Origin of the sequence: Pseudomonas sp. FG1 (assembly GCF_034313875.1) — a bacterium.
GTDB classification, from domain to species: Bacteria; Pseudomonadota; Gammaproteobacteria; order Pseudomonadales; family Pseudomonadaceae; genus Aquipseudomonas; species Aquipseudomonas veronii.
The window spans coordinates 4,294,205-4,314,011 of the sequence record NZ_JAVIWP010000001.1; the positions used below are offsets into that span (position 1 = coordinate 4,294,205).

At 58.5% G+C, this 19,807-nt stretch carries 17 protein-coding genes, 1 tRNA gene and 5 pseudogenes; 8 read left to right on the forward strand and 15 right to left on the reverse strand.

Translation table 11 applies throughout. The annotated features are described in order from the left end of the window. Nucleotides 1-5: 5 nt before the first annotated feature. From lhgO to RGV59_RS19690, 6 genes and pseudogenes are all read right to left on the reverse strand, one after another. Entirely contained in the window at nucleotides 6-1,199 is a 1,194-nt protein-coding gene (gene lhgO, locus RGV59_RS19665; protein ID WP_017846385.1) for an L-2-hydroxyglutarate oxidase, read from the reverse strand. 112 nt (nucleotides 1,200-1,311) lie between these two features. Next, nucleotides 1,312-2,022, reverse strand: coding sequence for a FadR/GntR family transcriptional regulator (locus RGV59_RS19670; RefSeq protein WP_017846384.1), 711 nt, complete (start codon nucleotides 2,020-2,022; stop codon nucleotides 1,312-1,314). A gap of 164 nt (nucleotides 2,023-2,186) precedes the next feature. Then, nucleotides 2,187-2,648: an SRPBCC family protein gene (locus RGV59_RS19675; protein WP_017846383.1), complete on the reverse strand. Its 462-nt coding sequence runs from the start codon at nucleotides 2,646-2,648 to the stop codon at nucleotides 2,187-2,189. A 90-nt stretch (nucleotides 2,649-2,738) separates the two neighbouring features. Further along, nucleotides 2,739-2,951: pseudogene (locus tag RGV59_RS19680) on the reverse strand (methyl-accepting chemotaxis protein); the annotation flags it as partial. A 22-nt stretch (nucleotides 2,952-2,973) separates the two neighbouring features. Continuing rightward, the gene (locus RGV59_RS19685; protein WP_260473867.1) at nucleotides 2,974-4,734 is read right to left on the reverse strand and encodes a M91 family zinc metallopeptidase; all 1,761 of its coding nucleotides are present in this window, start codon (nucleotides 4,732-4,734) and stop codon (nucleotides 2,974-2,976) included. A 6-nt stretch (nucleotides 4,735-4,740) separates the two neighbouring features. Further along, nucleotides 4,741-4,875 (reverse strand): hypothetical protein, encoded by a 135-nt coding sequence (locus RGV59_RS19690; RefSeq protein ID WP_017846380.1) that lies wholly within the window; start codon nucleotides 4,873-4,875, stop codon nucleotides 4,741-4,743. Between the two features lie 172 nt (nucleotides 4,876-5,047). On the opposite strand from RGV59_RS19690, the gene RGV59_RS19695 reads away from it, so the two are divergent. After that, nucleotides 5,048-5,242 carry a hypothetical protein gene (locus RGV59_RS19695; RefSeq protein WP_017846379.1) on the forward strand — a complete coding sequence of 65 codons (195 nt, stop codon included), beginning with the start codon at nucleotides 5,048-5,050 and terminating at the stop codon, nucleotides 5,240-5,242. Between the two features lie 14 nt (nucleotides 5,243-5,256). Here the strand turns inward: RGV59_RS19695 and RGV59_RS19700 are convergent, their stop codons facing one another. Together RGV59_RS19700 and RGV59_RS19705 are read right to left on the reverse strand one after the other, a co-directional pair. Beyond that, a complete protein-coding gene (locus RGV59_RS19700) occupies nucleotides 5,257-5,637 on the reverse strand; it encodes a hypothetical protein (RefSeq protein WP_017846378.1) in 381 nt (126 codons plus the stop codon). 165 nt (nucleotides 5,638-5,802) lie between these two features. After that, nucleotides 5,803-9,384 (reverse strand): membrane-targeted effector domain-containing toxin, encoded by a 3,582-nt coding sequence (locus RGV59_RS19705; protein WP_126585610.1) that lies wholly within the window; start codon nucleotides 9,382-9,384, stop codon nucleotides 5,803-5,805. A 278-nt stretch (nucleotides 9,385-9,662) separates the two neighbouring features. On the opposite strand from RGV59_RS19705, the gene RGV59_RS19710 reads away from it, so the two are divergent. Both RGV59_RS19710 and RGV59_RS19715 read left to right on the forward strand, forming a co-directional pair. After that, complete coding sequence (locus RGV59_RS19710; RefSeq protein WP_126585611.1) at nucleotides 9,663-11,951, forward strand: acylase; 2,289 nt, start codon at nucleotides 9,663-9,665, stop codon at nucleotides 11,949-11,951. Between the two features lie 214 nt (nucleotides 11,952-12,165). Next, nucleotides 12,166-12,239: transfer RNA gene (locus tag RGV59_RS19715), tRNA-Cys, on the forward strand. A 100-nt stretch (nucleotides 12,240-12,339) separates the two neighbouring features. On the opposite strand, the gene RGV59_RS19720 is transcribed toward RGV59_RS19715, so the two are convergent. The 3 genes and pseudogenes from RGV59_RS19720 to RGV59_RS19730 form a co-directional block, all read right to left on the reverse strand. Beyond that, on the reverse strand, nucleotides 12,340-13,314 hold the full coding sequence (locus tag RGV59_RS19720; RefSeq protein WP_219730776.1) for a tyrosine-type recombinase/integrase: 975 nt from the start codon (nucleotides 13,312-13,314) through the stop codon (nucleotides 12,340-12,342). After that, nucleotides 13,299-13,523 (reverse strand): annotated as a pseudogene (locus RGV59_RS19725) (hypothetical protein); the annotation flags it as partial. The pseudogene RGV59_RS19725 and the gene RGV59_RS19720, both read right to left, overlap by 16 nt. Then, a pseudogene (locus RGV59_RS19730) lies at nucleotides 13,520-13,795 on the reverse strand (hypothetical protein); the annotation flags it as partial. The pseudogenes RGV59_RS19725 and RGV59_RS19730, both read right to left, overlap by 4 nt. Here RGV59_RS19730 and RGV59_RS19735 point away from each other — a divergent pair. Beyond that, a pseudogene (locus RGV59_RS19735) lies at nucleotides 13,742-14,397 on the forward strand (hypothetical protein). The pseudogenes RGV59_RS19730 and RGV59_RS19735 overlap by 54 nt on opposite strands. Before the next feature lie 343 nt (nucleotides 14,398-14,740). Next, a complete protein-coding gene (locus RGV59_RS19740; protein WP_126585647.1) occupies nucleotides 14,741-14,989 on the forward strand; it encodes a hypothetical protein in 249 nt (82 codons plus the stop codon). 122 nt (nucleotides 14,990-15,111) lie between these two features. On the opposite strand, the gene RGV59_RS19745 is transcribed toward RGV59_RS19740, so the two are convergent. After that, nucleotides 15,112-15,873 carry a hypothetical protein gene (locus RGV59_RS19745; RefSeq protein WP_102617043.1) on the reverse strand — a complete coding sequence of 254 codons (762 nt, stop codon included), beginning with the start codon at nucleotides 15,871-15,873 and terminating at the stop codon, nucleotides 15,112-15,114. Between the two features lie 226 nt (nucleotides 15,874-16,099). Here RGV59_RS19745 and RGV59_RS19750 point away from each other — a divergent pair, with 226 nt between their 5' ends. From RGV59_RS19750 to RGV59_RS19760, 3 genes are read left to right on the forward strand one after another with little or no spacing between them, the layout of a single operon-like run. Next, nucleotides 16,100-16,432: a phage holin, lambda family gene (locus RGV59_RS19750; RefSeq protein ID WP_102617044.1), complete on the forward strand. Its 333-nt coding sequence runs from the start codon at nucleotides 16,100-16,102 to the stop codon at nucleotides 16,430-16,432. Between the two features lie 58 nt (nucleotides 16,433-16,490). After that, nucleotides 16,491-16,721, forward strand: a complete 231-nt coding sequence (locus RGV59_RS19755) for a hypothetical protein (RefSeq protein WP_126585648.1) — start codon at nucleotides 16,491-16,493, stop codon at nucleotides 16,719-16,721. Continuing rightward, entirely contained in the window at nucleotides 16,721-16,912 is a 192-nt protein-coding gene (locus RGV59_RS19760) for a hypothetical protein (protein WP_126585649.1), read from the forward strand. The genes RGV59_RS19755 and RGV59_RS19760 overlap by 1 nt, the downstream gene beginning before the upstream one ends. Nucleotides 16,913-16,980: 68 nt before the next feature. Here the strand turns inward: RGV59_RS19760 and RGV59_RS19765 are convergent, their stop codons facing one another. The 3 genes and pseudogenes from RGV59_RS19765 to istA form a co-directional block, all read right to left on the reverse strand. Beyond that, on the reverse strand, nucleotides 16,981-17,319 hold the full coding sequence (locus RGV59_RS19765; RefSeq protein ID WP_177030284.1) for a hypothetical protein: 339 nt from the start codon (nucleotides 17,317-17,319) through the stop codon (nucleotides 16,981-16,983). 104 nt (nucleotides 17,320-17,423) lie between these two features. Further along, nucleotides 17,424-18,179, reverse strand: coding sequence for an IS21-like element ISPsy14 family helper ATPase IstB (gene istB / locus RGV59_RS19770; protein WP_057711072.1), 756 nt, complete (start codon nucleotides 18,177-18,179; stop codon nucleotides 17,424-17,426). Between the two features lie 19 nt (nucleotides 18,180-18,198). After that, a pseudogene (istA, locus tag RGV59_RS19775) lies at nucleotides 18,199-19,712 on the reverse strand (IS21 family transposase). Nucleotides 19,713-19,807 lie beyond the last annotated feature (95 nt).

Consider the following 19,807-nt stretch of genomic DNA (forward strand, 5'->3'; position numbering starts at 1 on the left):
CGGTGTCAGCCGGGTGTGAACATGCGATCGGCGATCATTTCGCCGATGGGAATCGCCGAGGTGGCGGCGGGTGAGGGCGCGTTGCAGACATGGAGCATGCGGGGCGTCTGGGCGAACAGAAAGTCGTGGACCAGGCTGCCGTCGCGCATCACGGCCTGGGCGCGGATGCCTGCTTCATAGGGCAGCAGATCTTCGCGGTTCAACGACGGGCAGTACTTGCGGCATTGCTCCAGGTAGCCGGACTTGAACAGTGAGTTTTTCATCTCGACGCTGCCTGAACCCAGGTTCTGCCAGAGGGTTTTCCAGAAACCGGGGAAGCTGGCGTACTGCGCCACGTCGCGCCAGTTGATCGAGAACTTGCGGTAGTTCTCCCGGCCCAGGCCCAGCACGGCGTTGGGGCCGACCGTGATGCTGCCGTCGATCATCCGCGTCAGGTGTACGCCGAGGAACGGCAGTTCCGGGTCCGGAATCGGATAGATCAGGTGGTTGACGAGGTTGTTCTTCGAGGCCGGCAGGCGGAAGTATTCGCCGCGAAAGGGAATGATCTGGTGGTCGATCTTGACTCCGGCCATCGTCGCCAGCCGATCCGACTGCAGGCCGGCGCAGACCACCAGGTGCCTGGCTTGCCAGGCTTCGCCGCGGGTGTTGACGGTGACCTTGTCGGTGTCTTCCGAAATGGCGGTGACGGTGCGCTCCAGGCAGATCTCACCGCCTTGTCGGCGAATTACCTGGGCCATGGTTTCGCAGACTTCGCGGTAATCGACAATGCCGGTCGCATCGAGAAACAAGCCGCCCAGACCGATGATGTTGGGCTCGCGCTGGCGCAGTTGGTCGGCGTCCAGGCGTTCGACCTTCAGCTCATTCAACTGCGAGCGCGCATAAAGTGCCTCCATGCGCTGCATTTCCAGGGGCGTGGAGGCCACCAGCAACTTGCCGCACACCTCGAACTTGATCCCGTGTTCGCGGCAAAACCGTTTGGTGGCCTCGGCGCCGCGTTTACACAGATCGGCCTTGAGGCTGCCGGGGGCGTAGTAGATGCCGGCGTGAATCACCCCGCTGTTATGTCCGGTCTGGTGCTTGGCCAGCGAGGCTTCTTTTTCCAGGATCACCAGTGAGGCGTTGGGCTGGCGTTTGAGCAGCTCCATCGCAGTGGCCAGGCCGACGATGCCACCGCCGATGATGCAGAAGTCGTAAATCATGGTTTGGAGTACCTAAGGGCTGCACATTTCAGTCTGCTTATCAGGTTGTCAGACTAATGTTTTTGTTAAAAAAATGGCGTGCCTGAGGCACGCTGCACAAAGCTTGGATCATTCAGTTCGTGGCAGGCAGCTCAAGTTGCAGGCGTTTGGCCGCTGCGCGCAGGTGCGCTTCGGCATTGGCTGCGGCCGCTTGGGCATCCCCGTCGGCGATGGCCTGGTAAAGCGCCTGGTGTTCCTGGGTGGCGTCGGCCGAGCCACTGGCAAAACGCGACGCCGAGTTTTCCCAGGCGGTTTTGCGCGCACTGGCCAACTGGCTGCGCAGAAAGTCGTGGAAGGCGACAAAGTAGTCATTCTTGCTGGCTTCGGCGATGGCGCGATGAAACTCGACATCGGCGAGGGCGGCGGCCTCGAAGTCGGCGCGCTGGTCGTGCATTTCCTGCAGCGCCTTCTGCATGCGCTGCAGGTCGTCGGCATCACGGCGTTGGGCGGCGATCGAGGCGGCCTGGGTTTCGATCCACAGGCGCACTTCGAACATCTGCGCCAGGTCCGGACGACGACCGTTTTTTTCCGGGAAGCGAAACACCGTACCCGCAGGGGTTTGCGAGATAAATGAGCCCAGGCCACGCTTGGCTGTCAGCACACCATCGGCCTTGAGTTGGGCAATGGCTTCGCGCACCACCGAGCGGCTGACGTTCAGTTGTTCAGCCAGTTGCTGTTCAGTGGGCAAACGCGACTCGGGCGCCAATTGGCCAGAATCGATTTCGGCGCGGATGGCGCTGACGACCCGTACAACGAGCGAGTCAGGGCGCTGGAGCTCAAGCATGGAAAAAACCTTGGTAGTCAGGTTGTCAGACAATAGAGGTTACGCTTTTGCCTTGTCAAGATGTTGCCGGAGATGTTTGCAGGCTGTCCGGTCGTTGGGTCGATAGGCTCGCCGTCGAGACTAAGGCGCATCGCGGCCGTGCGGAAGCTCGACGGTATGTTGGCTCATTCGACGAAGGCGGGGTTTTCCAAGCGTTGCTTGAGCTGGTCCAGCGCAACCGTGGACAGCTCCACCATGCGCTCGTGCAAGCCGGCCAGTTGCAGTTCGGTTTCATAGGTCAACACGCGCTTGAACAGCGTGCCGTCACGACAGGCGTGCAGGCTGTAGTGAATCGAGCCGTCGACGGCCAGGGAGGTGAATACCGCCTTGAATTCTTCCGGCGGCCGGGCGATCTGCACGCGGTAACTCATCGGCACCCGCACGCCCAGCAGGTCGATCACCTCGGTAAAGCGCGTGCCGGCGGAGAGTGAACCGGTGGTGCCGGTGTCGGCACTGAGGGAGGTCGGGTGCCATTCGTGCCAGCGATCGGGCTGGGTTACATAGTTGTAGACAGCCTCGATAGGCGCTTGGATAAAGCGTTCCTGACTGATCCGCTCCAGGCGGACCGACTGCTCGACAGCGCGCATGGAACACCTCCTGTGTGGTGAAACTCTGCACCCGGAGCTGTCAGGATAGACCTACTCCCATGCATTGCACGGGAGTGTCTCATAAATTTATCACTGCACCTTGAAGCGGCTCATCAGCGCGATCACCCAGGCATTGGCGTTGAGCAGGCTTTGCGTATTGGTTTCAGTGGCATGGCCGCTTTGCACCCGCTCTTCGACCATATGTCGGATATGGACCATGCTGCGGTTGATCCACTCGGTCACAGCGCTTTGCTGCTCGGCAGCCGTGGCGTTCTGGGTGCTGAGGTTGTTGATATGGCTGACCGGCTGGCGTGTGAAGGGTGTACTAGAGACCGTCCCCCTGAGCACTGAGATCAAATCGGTAACTTTTCCTAAGCGGTTTACCCATTTCTTCGAGCAGACCGTTCTCAGTGAAGGGTTTTGGATTAATGGTGCTTGGTGGCGTGGCGGGGTCGTTATCGAGGTCAAAAGGTTCTGCATCGCTGGGCAGGCCAACGACTTGGTGTTCTAAATGCGGGACGATGTCCGTTCTGCCTGATTCCCGACGTTGGGTACTCTCACCCGCCAGGAACGTGCCGGTGGCGCCATTGTAGGCATGCCCAATCTCGTGAAAGAGGCCGGTTACGGGAAACCCTGTAAAGGTACCGTCAGCTCGCTCCCGGGTAGACTGGGGGTCATAAAAAATGTGGGCACTATTGGCGCCCAAACCGGCCACACCATTTTGGATGATTCCCTGCTCCGATGGGGTGAGAGCTTCGTATGCCTCAGGTGTCAGCTCGTCCTGATCAGTTCTCCAGAAAATGTATGACGTGTTGCCCGAGTCACCTCGTTCGATGGTGACTTTGCCGCCGTTCAGCACGGCGAGTTCATCCATTTTGGCAAGGGTCTGTTGGCCTAGCGGCGAACTGCGCAGGAATTCGAGGTCGTCGGTTACCCGTTGTTTGAACTCCAGGTGCCCGTCTTTCACGATGAACGCCTGCTCGCCGGCGTTGCTGGGTTTGACCTCGGTGAAAGCCGAGCCTTGGGTACGGTCGAAATGATCACTGGCGTTGGCGTAGATACGGTCCTTGCGCTGATTATTCAAAATGGTGTCGTGGCCTTTCCCTGTATAGAAGGTGGTACGGTCGCGCCCTATAAGAAGGTCATCGTCATTGCCGCCATGTGAAACCGTATGCCCGCTGCCTGAGACGAGTACATCTTCGTTGTCGCCACCGTCCAGATAACTCTGCTTGGTGGCGGGACCGTCGCCGGCAATGAGCAGGTCCATGCCCTTATTGCCATACATCACGGCATGGCCGCTTCCCCCAAGGATGGTGTCGTCGCCGTCATTGCCCTCGGCATAGCCGAGACCACTGCCCAGTTGCAGGAAGTCCTTGCCGTTCCCGCCATAGAGTCTGCTCCGGCCTCCGCCTGCCCGGATGTAGTCGTTGCCATCGCCCCCTTCAACGTCAACACGAAGCTTGACGTCATCGTCGATTATTACCGTGTCATCGCCCCCTTGGGTTTCGATCCAGAGGTGCTGCTCCGGGCCCTGTTTTTCTTTGATGTCGAAAAAATAGGGCTTGTCGTTGATCAGGATTTGCAGCTTGTCGCCGGGCCAACTGCGTACATGGATACGGTCCGAATGGTTACCGCTTTCCACTAAAAGCCAATTGTTCATAATCTCCGGCTTTTCAGGGGTCGATGTATCCCAGTCAATGAGTCGACTGATTGTCACGTCGCCGTCAGTGTGCAGCGGGTGTTTTCTGCGGTTACTGTCGTCTGGCGTCAGATCGGATGGGGGATCGTAAGGCGAGGGTTTATCGCGAGGGGCAGGTTGTGGCGTGTGGGTATGAGTGGCTGCGAAATAAACGAGAGGAAATAGCATCGGCGGGGCCTTCACATTCAATGAGGTGAGCATCTGATTGCGCATCAGGGCTGCCCATTCCGTGGTGGGTTGGCTGAAAGTGTTCCGCAGGATGGCGAGAAGCTTGGTGCAAAATGTTTCGTGCCGGCGGTGATCGGCGGGCCAAACGCGCCCTTTGAAGGCAGGTGGATAAGCGACGGCTTGAGCGGTCTCGCTCTGCGCAGGGAGAGCGAGACGCACGTGTGATCAGCGGTGGTAGTAACCCGGGCCGCCACCGTAGTAACGGTGGTCATGCCAGCCACCACCGTGTGGGAAAATGATGCAGCCGCTCATGCTCAGGATGATCAACAAGGGAATCAGCAGTGTGATTCGACGGAACATTTCAAAATCCTCTAGGGTACTCATAGATTGAATCAGGCGACGGGCAAGCCAAAGTTTTTCATCGCCTGTAACATGAGACCCTGCCGACCCGATTCCATCCCCTCCAGCGGGTATGTATTTGGCATGTTCGGCGATACAAAGTGGATACATTCTCAAGGTTCAGGAACCCGTCATGACGCAAAAGCAACGTTTGAAATACTCGATTCTGATCTCCCTGGTCGTACTGGGGACGATGTTTGGCCTGTCCTACTTGCAGAACACCGGGGTTATCAGCGAAAAAACGTTCCAGTACATCGCCATTGCGGTGGCGGTCACCGTGGTCGTGATCAACGGTGTGATGCGGCGCAAGGTCAAGCCCAACTTCTGATTCAGCTGCGTGGGTCAGGCGCGGCCTTCGAGTACTTTGGCAGCCTCTTCATGGAGGCTGTAGCTTTTGTCGGCATTGAGGGTGATCACGCCCTCGCTGCACAGGCGCTTGAGTACCTCGCGCACGCTGAGAAACGACAACGGGATGCCCAGCTCCAGCAAATGGCTGTGTACCCCGCGTACCCCAAGGGTGCGCTGGTTGTCGGCGGCGGTGAGGAGGGCGTCGATGACCTTCAGCCGGATCAGGCTGGTGCGCAAACCAAAACACTTGAGCAAATGGCGGATGCGCTGATTGCCGTGCTGTTCAGGTGCGCTGCCGAACGCTTGGGCGCCTCTGCCATGAGCGGCCTCGGCGGTCGGTGAATGTCCGTCCGTGGGCAGTTGCGAGTTGTACATGCAAAAACTCCTTATCAGAGCCTGATCAGGAAAATGATGGCGCTGTTACCTAATAAGACGAACGAGCGATGCAAATCATGAAGTGCCGGATGTAGAAAATTTGTCGGTATCCGCTTTGTGACATTGCAATCGCTCTGGATAGACGTCTTCTGGCTGCTGTTCCCGTCACACCGGCCACACTTCGCCGGCGAAAATCTGCAGGTCGCCGGTCAAGTCATCCGCAGGGGTGAGGGTGCCCGAGGGGCCGGGGCGTGGGTCTGCCGAGCGAACGCCGTAGTTAACGCGTCCGGCTCTTCCATATACGGCGATGCCGGTGGCGCCGGTCAATTCGGAGAGGCCCAGAACATTCTGGGTGGTATTGAGATGATGGCGCCCTACCAGGGCAACCCACTTGTCCTCGCCTGCGTGTTGCTCGATGGTGCGGGTGGCGTAGTAGTTGAACTCTTCGAGTCGTCGTTTGGCCTGCGCAGGTGTCTTGATGGGGCCGCCGAACAGGTGGCGTTCGTCGTTGTGCCGCGTCAGGTAAAAATGGTCAAGCGGTACGATTTCGATCCCGTTGTCTTCGAATTTCTTCAACAGTTCGCCCAGGGTCGGGCGTTGGTTGGGAGGGCGGTATATGAGCCCGATCCGGCCCATGCCATCGTCTTTCCAGCGCATGATTTTGTCGTACACCAGGCCTTCGACGAATAGCTTTTTTACCTTGTTCTGAACAAACACATCGACGTTGTCATACAAAGTCCGGAAAGCCGCCAAGCTGCTGTGGGATTCGCCGAATACCAGGCCAGGCGCCGTGCGAAAAGCATCGGCAATCACATCGCTCGTTTTCTTTGGCGCGGGAATGTTTGGAAACTCGGGGCGGGGGGGCAGCCCGTTTGCGGCCATGTGCGTATAAAAATCGCGCATTTCCTGGGCGAATTTCTCATGGGTTGCCTGCTTTCTGCTGGGGGTGAAATGGCCCTCGATGGGGCGGCCACGAATGCTGCTCACGTACTCGGCGTCGGGCAAATGGTCGATTTTACGCACCGGCTCGACTGGCAGCCCAGCCGGCGGTTGACTGAGTGGCGGACGTGACGGTCGGCTCAACGGGTTGAAGCGATGATCACGAGCCGATCGCCCCGGGTGTTGGGCAGTGGGTGAGGGCGGCATCAGCGTATGGACAGGGGTGAATGCGTCGAGTGCGGGCCCATAAGGCTGCATGGCGTCTGAATCGAAGGCATACCATTTACCGTGTTGGCGTATGGCCGAGCCTTCCACTTGCTGCGTACCCACCTGTAAAACGCCTGTTGCGGCGGCCTCGTAACGTTGGCTGGCGATGACCAGCGACTGGCCGTTGGCCGTGCCGCGCAGCTTGCGGATGCCTTGCGCGCTGGCGCTGATGCCATCCGTGACAAGTCTGCCTGCACCCACCGCCAGGTCAACGCTGCCACTCAACGGGTTGAAGGCGTTGAGTGCGGTGACCCCGAGGATTTTGCCGCCACGCGCCAAGGCACCCAGGGTTGAACCCGCGTTTGTCACTGCCTTGCCGAGCTTTGCGGTAGCGCCCAACCCGGCCGTCACAAAGCCAAATATATCCAGCGCCAGGTCAATCGCGCCGTCCTTGTAGTGACCGTTGCGCAAGTGGGTGATCGCCGAGCGGAGGGGGATCAGGTTCAATAATGCGTCCGTTGTTGAACTCACCCATTCGCGTCGCGCCTCGTCCGGGGTTTCGCCTGCGGCGTATTGCTTGACGGCAGGCTCATCAAACCCCAACGCCTTGATCAGTGCGTCGGCGATGTAGTGGGTTCGCGGACTTTGGAACGTGTTGAAGGTGGGGTATTGCGGTTCCTTTTCTTCGGCGTCGTAGTTGTGGGTTGAGCGATTGGGATGAAACGCTTCGATTTTGTTGACTTCGTCCGACACGTATTGGTGGGGCCGGCTGATCCTGCCCTGGTCAACCTTGGAGATGATGCCGGTTGTGGTATCGAATTCGTATGTCTGATGGCTGTTTTGATATTCGCTGTGTACGAGGATCTTTGGGCTGGTGTGGAAGAGCTTGTCTTGGGCGAAAGGAATCAAGCTGGTGCGGTAGTCGTTTTCCTTGAAAAAACTGATTTTTCCATAATTGAGGCGTGTTCGATCGGCCAACGGCAGGCGGTCAATGACACTGATGAGTGAGTATTTTTTTACCTGTTTGATAGTGTCCAGCGCGTTGGTAAATGCCGCGTCGAACGCCTGCGGGATATTGAAAGACGGGCTTCGGGTGAACTGCGCAAACGCCTCAAGATCGATGTCGGCGCGTGGGCCTCTGACCAGCCAGCTCTGCGCGTCGATTTCCAGCCCCTGCTGAGTGATGTCGAGCATCGAATAGGCTTGGCTGAAGCGCGGGGCCTTGGGGTCGTTGGATTTATAGTTGATGTGCAACACGCGATCCTCAAAGTCATCGCGTTCGCCGAAGGTGGCTTTCAGCAGATCCAGCGCCATCTGTTTGCGCTTGGGTAGTGTCGCGCCGACTTCTTCGGACGCGGCGCTCAATTCGCTGTGTTGGGTATTGAAGGCTTCGCGGGTGTACTCGATTTCTGCGTTGTTGTACGCCGCATCGTCTTTGGCGTAGAGAAAACCGTTCACCACGCCCCAATCGATCAAGGCGGCCTTCTGCGCCGCTTCACCCGCCGGTGCTATTGAGTCGGCATGGCGCATGACTTCGGCAAAATCCATGTGCATTGCCTTGCCGGGTGCCTGGGCTTCAATCGCAGCCACGGCGATGCACAAGTTGGCCCATGCCTGGCTGCCGTACACCACCGTGGCGGGAATATCCTTGACCAGATATTGCGGCGCCACCCGTGCCAGCAGCAACCTGGCGCCGAGATCCGCGCTAGCGAGAGAAGTCTTGCCGCTGTCGCTCAGGTGTTTGGCCAGTGCGCTGATCACACTGGCTGGCGACATGCCCCAGTGGCTCTCGGCAGCGAGGTTGAAGCCTGCGACGGTATTTCTGCCAGGCCGTTCGATGGATTCGGGGTCCAGCCCCAAATGGATCGCGCTCAGTACATAGTCGTTTGCGCTGGTATCGGTCGCGATGCCGCCGACCTTGGCCTGTATCGCCTGGCCCAGCTCCTGCGCCTTGGGGGTATCGAGGAGTTTCTCCAACGCCTTGGCCGGGTCCTGTAGCTCGGTACCGGATAGCGGATTACCTTCCAGCAGATACCCCAATGCTCCGCGCCGAGGGTCGAAAAGGGGCAGGCCCGGCAGTTTCTCGGTGTTGTCGGCCACGACGTCGCGCACCACGCGCTGGTGTTCCACGCTCAGCGGCAATGCCCAACTGAGCCCGCCGCCCAAGTTGCCCAATGGGTGCGACAACGAATGATTGATCAGTGCGTCGGCCATGTCGAAAAGGTCTTCACGCGTGGCCGGAATGTACGTGCCGTGGTGTGTGATGAAACGCTCAAGGCTGATTTTCTGCGGCGATTGATGCTGAAGCGCCGAGTCTGGATCGACGTCCATCAGAGTTTCTTGCAGTGCGCGCAGCACTGCTTCGGCGCTGGCTTGCGGTGCCAGTGACTGGGCGGCCTGCTTGAGTTGGCGGGCGAGCGTTTGCAGGTTGCGCCTGTGCGCCAATGCGGTTTTGAGGGCCTGGCGGTTGTCATTGCTGTCGACTTCTTGCTCTGTAGGCGGGTCTGCGACCGGAGCCATGTCGTCGGTCGCTAAAGCCGTGGGCAACAGCGGGTAAACAGGTTGCTGGGACGAGCCGGAGGTTAGGGTGACGGATGTCATGCTGAGTACCTTCTTTCACACGGTGAGGCAGTCCTTGCCGACGAACGCCTTTGTATGAAGGCGCTCGTTTGGGTGTTGAAAGCAGGTGCTTGTGTTCCGCTTGCGGGCGGTGCGGGTTGTCAGTATGTGTAACGGAGGCCATCGGCACTTGGACTGGCCACCCTCGTAGCGCAGAAAATGACGCGGCCGCATTCGTACCTAAATTATTCGCGGGCTGTTGCGTTCTTACGTTGGGGTGATTGCCCTGTGAGGCGGTTTAATCTGACGGTGGGGTCTGCGTGATTATTTGTAACGGGTTGTCCAGGGTGTGTGTGACGGCGCTGTTGCTGGGCGTGAGCCTGGCCGCATCCGCGCGCGAGGCGGTGGTGCATGCGGCGGCGGACATCCGACGCACCAGTTTCGGTGTGCCCCATATCCGCGCCAGTGATGAGCGCGGCCTGGGCTTCGGCATCGGTTACGCCTATGCCCAGGACAATCTGTGCCTGCTGGCCAACGAGGTGGTCACGGTGAGCGGAGCGCGCGCCAGGTTCTTTGGCCCTGAACAATCGACCCTGGAGGAGCGCAACAACGTTACCAGCGATGTGTTCTTTGCCTGGCTGAATACGCCAGAGGCGGTGGCCACGTTCTGGGCGGCGCAGAGCCCACCGATCCAGCAGCGTATCGAAGGGTACGTCGCCGGCTACAACCGTTATCTGACAGAGCAGGGCGCTCCGGCCCAGTGCCAGGCGGCGTGGGTACGGCCGATCACGCCGCAGGATGTGATCAAGCTGACGCGCAGGCTGCTGGTGGAGGGCGGCGTCGGCCAATTCGCCGAAGCCCTTGTCGGCGCCACGCCGCCCACCACCACCGCCCATCGGCAGGGCGACGCCAAGGCCTTTGAACTGGCCGCTGCGCATCAACAGCGTTTCACTCTGGACCGAGGCAGCAACGCCGTCGCCGTGGGCCGTGACCGCTCATTCAACGGGCGTGGCATGCTGCTGGCCAATCCGCATTTCCCCTGGATCGGCGGCATGCGCTTTTATGAGATGCACCTGACCATCCCTGGCCAACTGGATGTGATGGGCGCTGCACTGCCGGGCTTGCCGCTGGTGAATATCGGCTTTAACCAGCATGTGGCCTGGGCCCATACCGTCGACACGTCCAAGCATTTCACCGTGTATCGCCTGACCCTCGATCCCAAGGATGCCACGCGCTACCTGCTGGACGGTAAATCCATCCCGCTGGATAAAACCACGCTGACGGTGCAGGTCAAACAAGCCGATGGCAGCCTCAAAGAGCAGGCGCATACCGTCTACCGTTCGCAATTCGGCCCGGTGGTGCAATGGCCTGGCAAGCTCGATTGGGACAACCGTTACGCCTTCAGCCTGCGCGATGCCAACCTGGGCAACGACCGCGTGCTGCAACAGTGGTACGCGATGAATCGCGCCGGCAGCGTCAAGGAGCTGCAAACCGCGGTACACACCCTGCAAGGCATCCCGTGGGTCAATACCCTGGCTGCGGATGACCAGGGGCAGAGCCTGTTCATGAACCTGTCGGTGGTGCCCAACGTCAACGCGGCCAAACTCGCGCAATGCAGTGACCCACGGGCCGGCCTGCAATTGATCGTGCTCGACGGTGCCCGCAGCGCCTGCGCCTGGGACGTCGACCCGCGTGCTGCCCAAGCCGGGATCTTCGCGGCCGACCAGTTGCCGCAACTGGAACGTACCGACTACGTGCAGCATTCCAACGATTCGGCCTGGATGGTCAACCCCAAGGCGCCCCTCACCGGTTTTTCCCCGGTCATCAGCCAGGACAACACTGGCCTCGGCCCCCGCGCACGTTTCGCAGTGCAACGCCTGCAGTCGCTGGACAACCGGCCGATCAGCGTTGCCGACCTGCAAAACATGGTGATGGACAACCAGGTCTACCTCGCCAGCCAGGTGATGCCCGATTTGCTCGAATTCTGCGCCAAGCACCTCGGCGCCGACACCGCCACGCTGCAACCGCTGTGCGCCAGCCTGCAAACCTGGGACCAGCGCGCCAACCTCGACAGCGGCCTGGGCCTGGTGCATTTCATCAACCTGATGCAACACCTGCAGCACAGCCCTGACGCCTGGCGTGTCGCCTTCGACCCGGCCCAACCCCTCACCACCCCACGTGGCCTGGCCATCGAGCGAGCGCCCGTCGCCAAGGCCCTGCGCGAAGCCATGCTGGCCTCGACCGTCGAGGCCGGCCAACTCGGGCTCACCGCCAACAGCCGCTGGGGCGACCTACAAGTCTCCGGCCAGACCCCGATCCACGGCGGCCCGCAACAGCTTGGCATCTACAACGCCATGCAAACCGTGCCCCGCGCCGATGGCAAACGCGAGGTGGTCAGCGGCAGCAGCTACCTGCAAATCGTCACCTTCGACGCCAACGGCCCCCGCGCCCAAGGCTTACTGACATTCTCCCTGTCCAGCAACCCTGCATCGAAATACGCAAAGGACCAGACACACGCATTCTCCGAAAAAAACCTCCGCCCGCTGCCCTTCAGCGAAGCGCAGATCAAGGCCGATCCGCAGTACCAATCGCAGGTCATCAAAGAGTAGGACGCGCACGCAACCCCTTGATGCCAGGGCAGAATATTTTTTGAAATCAAGGGGTTGCAGGCAAAAGCAAATGAGTACATAATGGCGCCCATCGAACGCAATGAAGCATTAAAAACTTCAATGTATTCAATAAGTTAGAGTAGAGGCGCGCTTCACATAGCCCACTCAAGTTTGTATGCGGTGAGTGCCAGCAACCAGGGTACTGATCGTTTGAGGCCGAGTAGCAAAATGGTTATGCAGCGGATTGCAAATCCGCCTACGCCGGTTCGATTCCGACCTCGGCCTCCACTCTTAGAAACCCCGTAGATTAACGTCTACGGGTTTTTTTATTGCCTGTTGGAAAGTGCTGGAGTTCCGAAACTTTAGGGGGTGGAGTTCCGAAACTAGCTCATTTTGAAGGCTGCGCGACCGCACCGATGCGCCGGTACACGCGCTTGGTGATCTCTTGTTCCGAGTGACCGAGCAGGAGGCTTGCGTCGGCGATATCCGTGATTTCGGAAGCGGCTTTGGGGCGGATATCCTTGAACTGAAACAGTTGGATATTCTCCGCGTCATCAACTCGTCCCTCACTGGCGGCCAAGGAGCGAGCGGCTTCTCGGGCGTCATCCCACCGGTTGCGGAGCATTTGTTGAGAGACACGCATCCCGGTCCTGCTGAGAATGAAGTGCTGCGAGTTGTGCTGACTGTTCCTGGCCATGATGTCCTCAATGAGCAGGCCGAGGGTGTTCTTCACGCCGCCTGCCTGCATTTGAATCCTGAGGCGCTTGCCTGTTTTTCCCTGCTGCACGGTTAAGTAATCCCCTTCGATATCCCCCCGCCTCATTGCGATCACGTCTGCCGGGCGCTGGCCTGTCAGATAGGCCAAGTCCATCGCGTCCCTAAGTTCTTGTGGGGCTTTTCCATAGACGGCGCTCCAAACCATTTCATTGGCGTAGTAGTCGCGGACCTTCTCTTTATTCTTTCGGACCCCGGCGCAAGGATTTTCCCGATCCGTAAAGCCCCATTCTCGCGCCATATTGTAGACGTGGGAGAGCAGGGCGATCTCTCTGTTTGCTCTGGTCTTCGCCGTCCTGGCGTCCCGGTACTGTGCAACCATGGACGGGGTGATTGCATCGATGGGCGCTGCCTCGAACCCTTTGCGCAGGTGCTTGAGCTCTGCCTTGTTGTCTTTCTGCGTCCGCGGCGCTTTCTTCGGGATGATGTCCCGCTCGTACCTGTCAAAAATCCCCTTCATGATCTTCAGGTCTGCCGGCTTTGCCTTGGACTCAAGTTCTGCCCATTTGAGTCTGGCTTTATCGAGATCGCCTCCCAGCGGAAGCTCTTTGCCGTTCGCGTCCCTGTAGTAATAAAGTGCAGCTTGCAGTAGCGTCGGGCGTCCGCCGCATCGCCGATCTGGGTCATTTCGGCGATTCGCTTGTACATCCCGAACCACAGCCGGTTCTGTTCAAGCGTGCGGTCCTTGCCCGGGCGCAGGGAGACCACCACAAATTTCTTGTTCCGGTACATGGTGGTCAGGCATGTGATGGCCTCGGTGAGCTTGGCCTGGCAGTTGACGCTGATCTTGTCGGTCATTGCGCCGCCCTCTTCTCTTCCAGTTCCTGCGCCTGCTTGATGAGCAGTGCCCGGCGATCTGCCAATTCGTTGGCCGCTTCAATCCGCATTTCGAGCTTCCGTTCTTCGCTGGCCCTCCGCATTTCCAGCATCGAGCTCTTCACGATCTCCAGTTTTTGGCGAAGTACCGGCTCTGCCCGGGTGACGGCACCGGTGAGCAGACCGGCAATGGCGCGACCATCCTCGGTGATCGGCTCAACGCTAAGGTCTGCCAGGTACTTCTGGCCGTGGTCAGCGCTGTAGCAATCGACAAAGCGCAATCGGCACCGATCAAGAAGGGCGCACGCATGCGTAGGCACGAGGCAGTGTTCGCTGCGCTAGGGGAGGACAAGGAGGAGCGCATTCAGGTTGTGCGCCAGAAGATCAGCATCAGCGAGACGCGCGGTACGCCGGTAGGCCGATCCACGGCCCGCGCCGCTCACCTGGCCACCATCGGCAAAGTGCTGCGGGCCATCGACACGCTTCCGTTCCAAGTCCAGCAGTTTGGGCACTACCTGTACCACCCGGCAATGAATATGCGGCACCTACTGAATGCGGTGCTGCTACGGCCAAGGCGGCGCTACCAGACCTGACATCGGCCAAGCGTGTGAAGGCGCAGTACCTGGTTACCCTGGCCCTGCAATCGTACAAGGGGGAGGTGCATGGCGCGGCAGAGTGGGGGCCGGCGCGTGTCGCTGCCGAGATGATGACGTTCTTCGGGGTCTCAGTAGATCAAAACAACTGGAACCGGGACTGGCGAGACCTATGGGTTTCCCTGAGAAAGGTCATCGAGGAAGTGGATGTACAGGCGCAACAACCAATTTGGCAGGTGATTCACTCGGAAAAAGATCAATAGGCGGCATAATAATATTGACATGAATGAATAAAGCGGGTACTTTTTCCATAGTGCACAAGTAACGCAAAACGCACACGAAACTCTGAACCCGGTCATGCGCCGGGTTTTCTGTGCTAAAAATTTGTTCTAAAGAACGCTCGATCGGTGTCGATAAATTTTTATTGTGCATTCATGGAGCGGATGAATATGTTCGGGTTTTTGGCTGACAAGGCGAAGGCGTTATCAGAAGCCGTTAGCGAGACGGTGGTCTCGGCAAAGGACGCAGTCCTCAACTCTGTTGGAGAGGGGGCAAACGTTGTGACTGAGTATCTGGAAAAAAAATTGGCCGCAGATCGAGCGTGTGGTGGTTGATGGCCTGCTTACAGTTACGCATGACCGCATCAAGGATGATGAGGCGTTTTTGCTTGTTGCGGAAAAAGCTTTTGAGCTTCTGCCCGCGCCTGTACGTCTTCTGCTTCCAAGGTCGGCGTTCCTCGCCCATACCGAAAAACATCGTGTCTCGATCGTTGAGTTGTTAGAGGAAAAACGGCAGCAGCGCCTTGCGCTTGAGAGCCCTGCAACTGTAGTGACTGAAGTAATATCAGCCAGCTAGAAATTACTCACCACTTAGACTCTGACCCCGGCCATCGCGTCGGGGTTTTTATTGACTAAAAGTCACCTGTAGCTAGGACTGCCCTCGGGAAGGACTGGGCGCTGTTAGGCCGGTAGTGCGCGCTACGGAAGAACATTGACGTCCCGAACGTCATCTATCAGTTTTAGGCGCTCTATAGCGCGTCTGCATCCATAGTTAGCTGCTTTTTGAAGATAGCGGATCTTTTCCTGCTTAAGGTTCTGCCCTGAAATTTGAGTTGATAGACTCATGTAGAGCTCGGCTCGAATAGCTTTTTCATTGAGAGATGCAATTGCATTTTTGCTCCTGGAATCACTATCCCTGTCGCAGCTAGGCATAAGCATTGGCTGCGGATAGTACTTGCTTTGCGAAGTTGTATTTTCAGGTAAGGCGTCAATCAATGATCGAAACTCGGCTGTTTTTACATCGTCGAAGCAGTAGCTGATCATCTGCATACCTGCTGGGGCGAACCCTTTTGTTAGGCTAGATTTCAATAAAGAGCAGACCTGATCTACAGCTTGCTCTCTGGGTTCAATGCCTATAGCGAGCCGAGCGAGCCGGTATTGTGCAGCTGGATTTCCGTCAGCGGCTGAGCGCTTGAGTAGGGGGGCGGCCTCCGCCACTAGAGTGCGTAGTTTATTTATGAGTTCTTCTTTTTTCTTTTCGGGAAACTTTTCCTCATTGGGTAGTTGATGCCGAATATTGAAAATTTCGTTATCAATGTCGTCAATTTTATCAAGGTAAGGGAGTGCCTTGAAGTACAGCGTTTCGGCCTCGGGTGAGGCATCTGGCGACTCCGCGTTTGCGATTGTCGCGACGCAAACCAATAGGGTTAATGATAGAAGTTTGATGTTTCTTTTCGTCATAGCGTCATCCTTGTAATTACCTGCCTGGATCGAGCCAATGTCACAACGCAGTATGCCGGTTGGCGGGCTAACTTTTTCATATTCAGGGCCTCGAAATCAATCAGGGCCTTTTCGTTTTCGGCCCCGCCACACCCTTCGCTCTGAGCTGGGAGTGCCGCCGGGGCTGATTCAAATCTGCAGGTCATGGCCTGTCATATTCATAACTCCCTGACGGGGAGGAACCGAGATGTCCAACATGCCAGACAAACCAGACACATGGGCGATTGCGCTTGCGTGGTTGAGCCAGCATTCGCCAATCCTCTATGCGGCTGCGCTGTCCTGCGCCATGGCCGTCCTGCGCATCACCTACGGCGGCGGCACACGGCGCCAGATGCTGGTGGAAGGCGCGATCTGTGGCGGCCTTACCTTGACCATCATTAGCGGCCTGGACTTCTTCGGTCTGCCCCAGAGCATGGCTACCTTCGCAGGTGGCTGGGTAGGCTTCCTGGGTGTGGAGAAGATTCGGTCGATTGCTGATCGGGTGACTGACTTCAAACTGCCCACTCGTAAGGTCGATTAATTCCGCGCCACGTTTTCGAATGCGCCAAATCGTGGCGCGCAATCATGAGGAATCACCCATGGATAACCAGCACAAGAAAATCACCGGCTACCGCGACCTGAGTCAGTCCGAGATCGACGGCATGAACTCCATCAAGGCGCTGGAGGCTGACGCCGGCGAACTGTTCAAGCAGATCGGCAAGATTGAAGGCGTTGATCCGCGACTGCTGGCCTTGGCCAAGACCAATTTGCAGCAGGGCTTCATGTGGTTCGTGCGCTCGATCGCCAAACCCGTCGATCCGTTCAGTTGATGAGCAACGTCACGCGCCTGCGCCACGCTCTGCCGATGAGCCAGGACATCAACAAAGCCCTTACCGATCTGGATGGTGCCATCGCTAAGGCAGTAGACGCAGCAAAGTCTGCCGGACTACCACAAGGCTTGGTGGTGGCAGTCCTACACGGGCACGCTCACGGGCAGGCTCACGAAATGGTGATTGTGTGACCGAGAAACTGATCGAATTAATCGTTGGGGATGGTGAGAGCCGGTACGCAAGGCTTGTAAATCTCATATCACCGCATTGCTAGGTCAGCAAATCGACTAAGTATCAAAGAGGTTGGCACAAGTAACGTTTCGCCTGCTGTGCTTTGTTTCAGTTCCACAGTTTCTGGCGGCGACGTATTAAGCAGGCAGAGGAAGTCTTCTGGGCTCAGGCAGTGTTGGCCGCGAATCCACACTGCGGGGTGAAATGAGCGTTTCGTAAGTTCGTCATGTGCGTCTCCATGGTCGGTTTTCGCCGAGCTCATGCCTTCTTCAGAAAGATTGTCGCCGCGCTGAATCAGGAGTTTCGCAGCGATATAAATCACAGCGACCTGTTCTATGGGGGCTGCCTGGTAATCAATGGGTTTCATTGCGCATTCCACGCCATCCGGCCACCCAGCCCACCAACATCCGGCCACCTATTCCACGCTCATCCGGCCGGGCAGTCGGAGCGCAGCGACGCAGGCTTGCATTGTTAGTCTGAAGTCTCTGTCGCCGTCAATTTCGTTGCGCGTCTGCGCATCGATTCGCCCTTCAGTTCGATCCGATAAGCGTTATGTACCAGCCGGTCGAGGATCGCATCGCCCAGGGTCGGATCGCCGATCAGTGCGTGCCATTTGTCCACCGGCATCTGGCTGGTTACCAGCGTCGAGCGGTTGCCGTAGCGGTCGTCCAGCAGTTCAAGCATGTCGCGCCGCTGAGCAGCGGTAAACGGCGCCAAGCCCCAGTCATCCAGGATCAGCAGGTCGGTCTTGGCGTAGCCGGCCATTAGCTTGGCGAAGCGGCCGTCGCCGTGTGCCAGGCCCAGTTCTTCCATCAAGCGCGGCAGGCGCAGATAGCGCACGCTGTAACCGTCGCGGCAAGCTTTATGAGCCAGCGCGCAGGCGAGCCAGGTTTTGCCTACGCCCGTCGGCCCGCCGATGATCAGGTTCAGGCCATCGCGCAGCCACTGGCCGCTACCCAGTTGCAGGATCAGCGCCTTGTCCAGGCCACGAGGGCTGCGGTAATCGATGTCTTCCAGGCAGGCGTTATGGCGCAGTCGTGCGGCTTTGAGGCGAGTCGTCAGGCGGGCGTCTTCGCGCTCGGTCAGCTCGCGGTCGACCATCAGGCCGAGGCGTTCGTCGAAGCTGAGATCGTTGATGTCGGGCGTTGCGTGTTGTTCGCCAAGCGCCTTGATCATGCCGTGCAGGCGTAGGATTTGCAGCTTGTCGAGGGTCGGGTTAGGCAGCATGTTCGTGCTCCTTTTTCAGTCAGTGGTAGTAGCCAGGGCCGCGCAGATTGATATGTTCATCGGGCAGTAACGGCAGGTTTTGCTGGGCAAGAGGTAGCCGTTCCAGGCCTTGGCGCAGGATCGATTCGAGGCTCTTGTAACTGCATGCGCCTAGGGCCAGCGCACGTTGGCAAGCGGCTTCCAGCCGCTCTTCGCCGTGCTGTTTGCTCAAGCGCAGGATGCCCAGACAGGCGCGGAAGCCATGCTGCGGATGGATTCGGCGTTCGAGGATGTAGGCGATGACACCGGCCGTATTCGGGCCCGTCTGCTCAGCCCAGCGGATCAGCCGCTGGGGCGTCCACTCGGCGTGTTCGCGGTGACTTTTGGGCATGTGCTCGGTGTGGGTAGTGTGGCGGCCTTTGTGCGGCGAGCGCAGATGGCTGGCCACGCGCTGGTTGGCGTGGAAGCACTCGACGGTCTGCGCGGTCAGGCGTACTTCGAGTTGGTGTTTCACCAGTTGGTACGGCACGGAGTAAAAATGGCCGTCGACTTCGACGTGGTAGTCGATGTGGACTCGCACCTTTTTCCATTCGGCGTAGACATACGGATGTTCTGGTAGCGGTTGCAGCGCGGGTTGGTCGATGGTCTCGAAGGCCGAGCGGCGTGAGCCGGGCAGTTTCTTGAAGGGCTTCTGATTGAGGCGATCCAGCAGCAGTCCGATGGCGGTGTTGAGTTCACCCAGCGAAAAGAACTGCCGATTGCGCAGCACCGCCAGGATCCAGCGCTCGACCACTTGAACACCGACTTCGACCTTGGCTTTGTCCTTGGGTTTTCGTGAGCGAGCGGGCAATACGGCGACGCCGTAGTGCTCGGCCAGATCGCGGTAGCTGGGGTTGATATCGGGCTCGTAACGGTGCGCCTTGGTCACGCCACTGCGCAGATTGTCGGGCACCAGGATCTGTGCGGTGCCGCCGAAAAAGCAAAACAGCGGGCATGCGAGCCCAGCCAGTCGGGCAGTTTCTGCGACCAGGTCGCCTCGGCGAAGGTGTAGCTGGAGGCGCCGAGGACGGCGACGAAGATCTGGGCCTGGCGGATCTCTCCGGTTCGCCGGTCGATGATCGGCACGGTCTGACCCGCGTAATCGACGAACAGCTTTTCGCCGGCGCGATGTTCCTGGCGCATGACCACGTCGACCTTGGCGGCCCAGAGCCGGTAGTGCTCGCAGAACCAGCTGTATTGGAAGCCTTGCGGATGGGCGAGTCGATATTCTTGCCAAAGCAGGGCCAGGGTTACGCCGGGGCGGCGCAACTCTGCGTGGACATGAGTCCAGTCCGGCATCGGACGTTGATCGCTGGGGACGTCGGGTGGTGGCGGAAAAAGACGCTGCTGCAACTGCGCCTCGCTCGCCGCACACGGCCAAGTCAGCCCGCTGGCAGCAAAGCGATTGAGGTACTCACCGATAGTTGCGCGACCCACCTGCAAGCTGACAGCGATCTGGCGAGCAGATAGGCCGACCTCAAACTTGAGACGTAGCACTTCCTTAATTTTACGCATGGATAACCGCTCCACGACGACCTCTCTGCTTCGATAAAAGAGGTCGATGGTAGTGAATTAATCCTGCGTTGCTGCCTGCCTTGTGGGTGGCCGGA

Bases quoted from the DNA above. Each gene is read 5' to 3' on its own strand.
- RGV59_RS19675 (WP_017846383.1), bottom strand. From the start codon at position 2,648: ATGCGCGCTGTCGAGCAGTCGGTCCGCCTGGAGCGGATCAGTCAGGAA.
- RGV59_RS19670 (WP_017846384.1), bottom strand. From the start codon at position 2,022: ATGCTTGAGCTCCAGCGCCCTGACTCGCTCGTTGTACGGGTCGTCAGC.
- RGV59_RS19700 (WP_017846378.1), bottom strand. From the start codon at position 5,637: ATGTACAACTCGCAACTGCCCACGGACGGACATTCACCGACCGCCGAG.
- RGV59_RS19755 (WP_126585648.1), top strand. From the start codon at position 16,491: ATGGATAACCAGCACAAGAAAATCACCGGCTACCGCGACCTGAGTCAG.
- RGV59_RS19690 (WP_017846380.1), bottom strand. From the start codon at position 4,875: ATGTTCCGTCGAATCACACTGCTGATTCCCTTGTTGATCATCCTGAGC.
- RGV59_RS19705 (WP_126585610.1), bottom strand. From the start codon at position 9,384: ATGACATCCGTCACCCTAACCTCCGGCTCGTCCCAGCAACCTGTTTAC.
- RGV59_RS19745 (WP_102617043.1), bottom strand. From the start codon at position 15,873: ATGACGAAAAGAAACATCAAACTTCTATCATTAACCCTATTGGTTTGC.
- RGV59_RS19695 (WP_017846379.1), top strand. From the start codon at position 5,048: ATGACGCAAAAGCAACGTTTGAAATACTCGATTCTGATCTCCCTGGTC.
- lhgO (WP_017846385.1), bottom strand. From the start codon at position 1,199: ATGATTTACGACTTCTGCATCATCGGCGGTGGCATCGTCGGCCTGGCC.
- RGV59_RS19760 (WP_126585649.1), top strand. From the start codon at position 16,721: ATGAGCAACGTCACGCGCCTGCGCCACGCTCTGCCGATGAGCCAGGAC.
- istB (WP_057711072.1), bottom strand. From the start codon at position 18,179: ATGCTGCCTAACCCGACCCTCGACAAGCTGCAAATCCTACGCCTGCAC.
- RGV59_RS19765 (WP_177030284.1), bottom strand. From the start codon at position 17,319: ATGAAACCCATTGATTACCAGGCAGCCCCCATAGAACAGGTCGCTGTG.
- RGV59_RS19750 (WP_102617044.1), top strand. From the start codon at position 16,100: ATGTCCAACATGCCAGACAAACCAGACACATGGGCGATTGCGCTTGCG.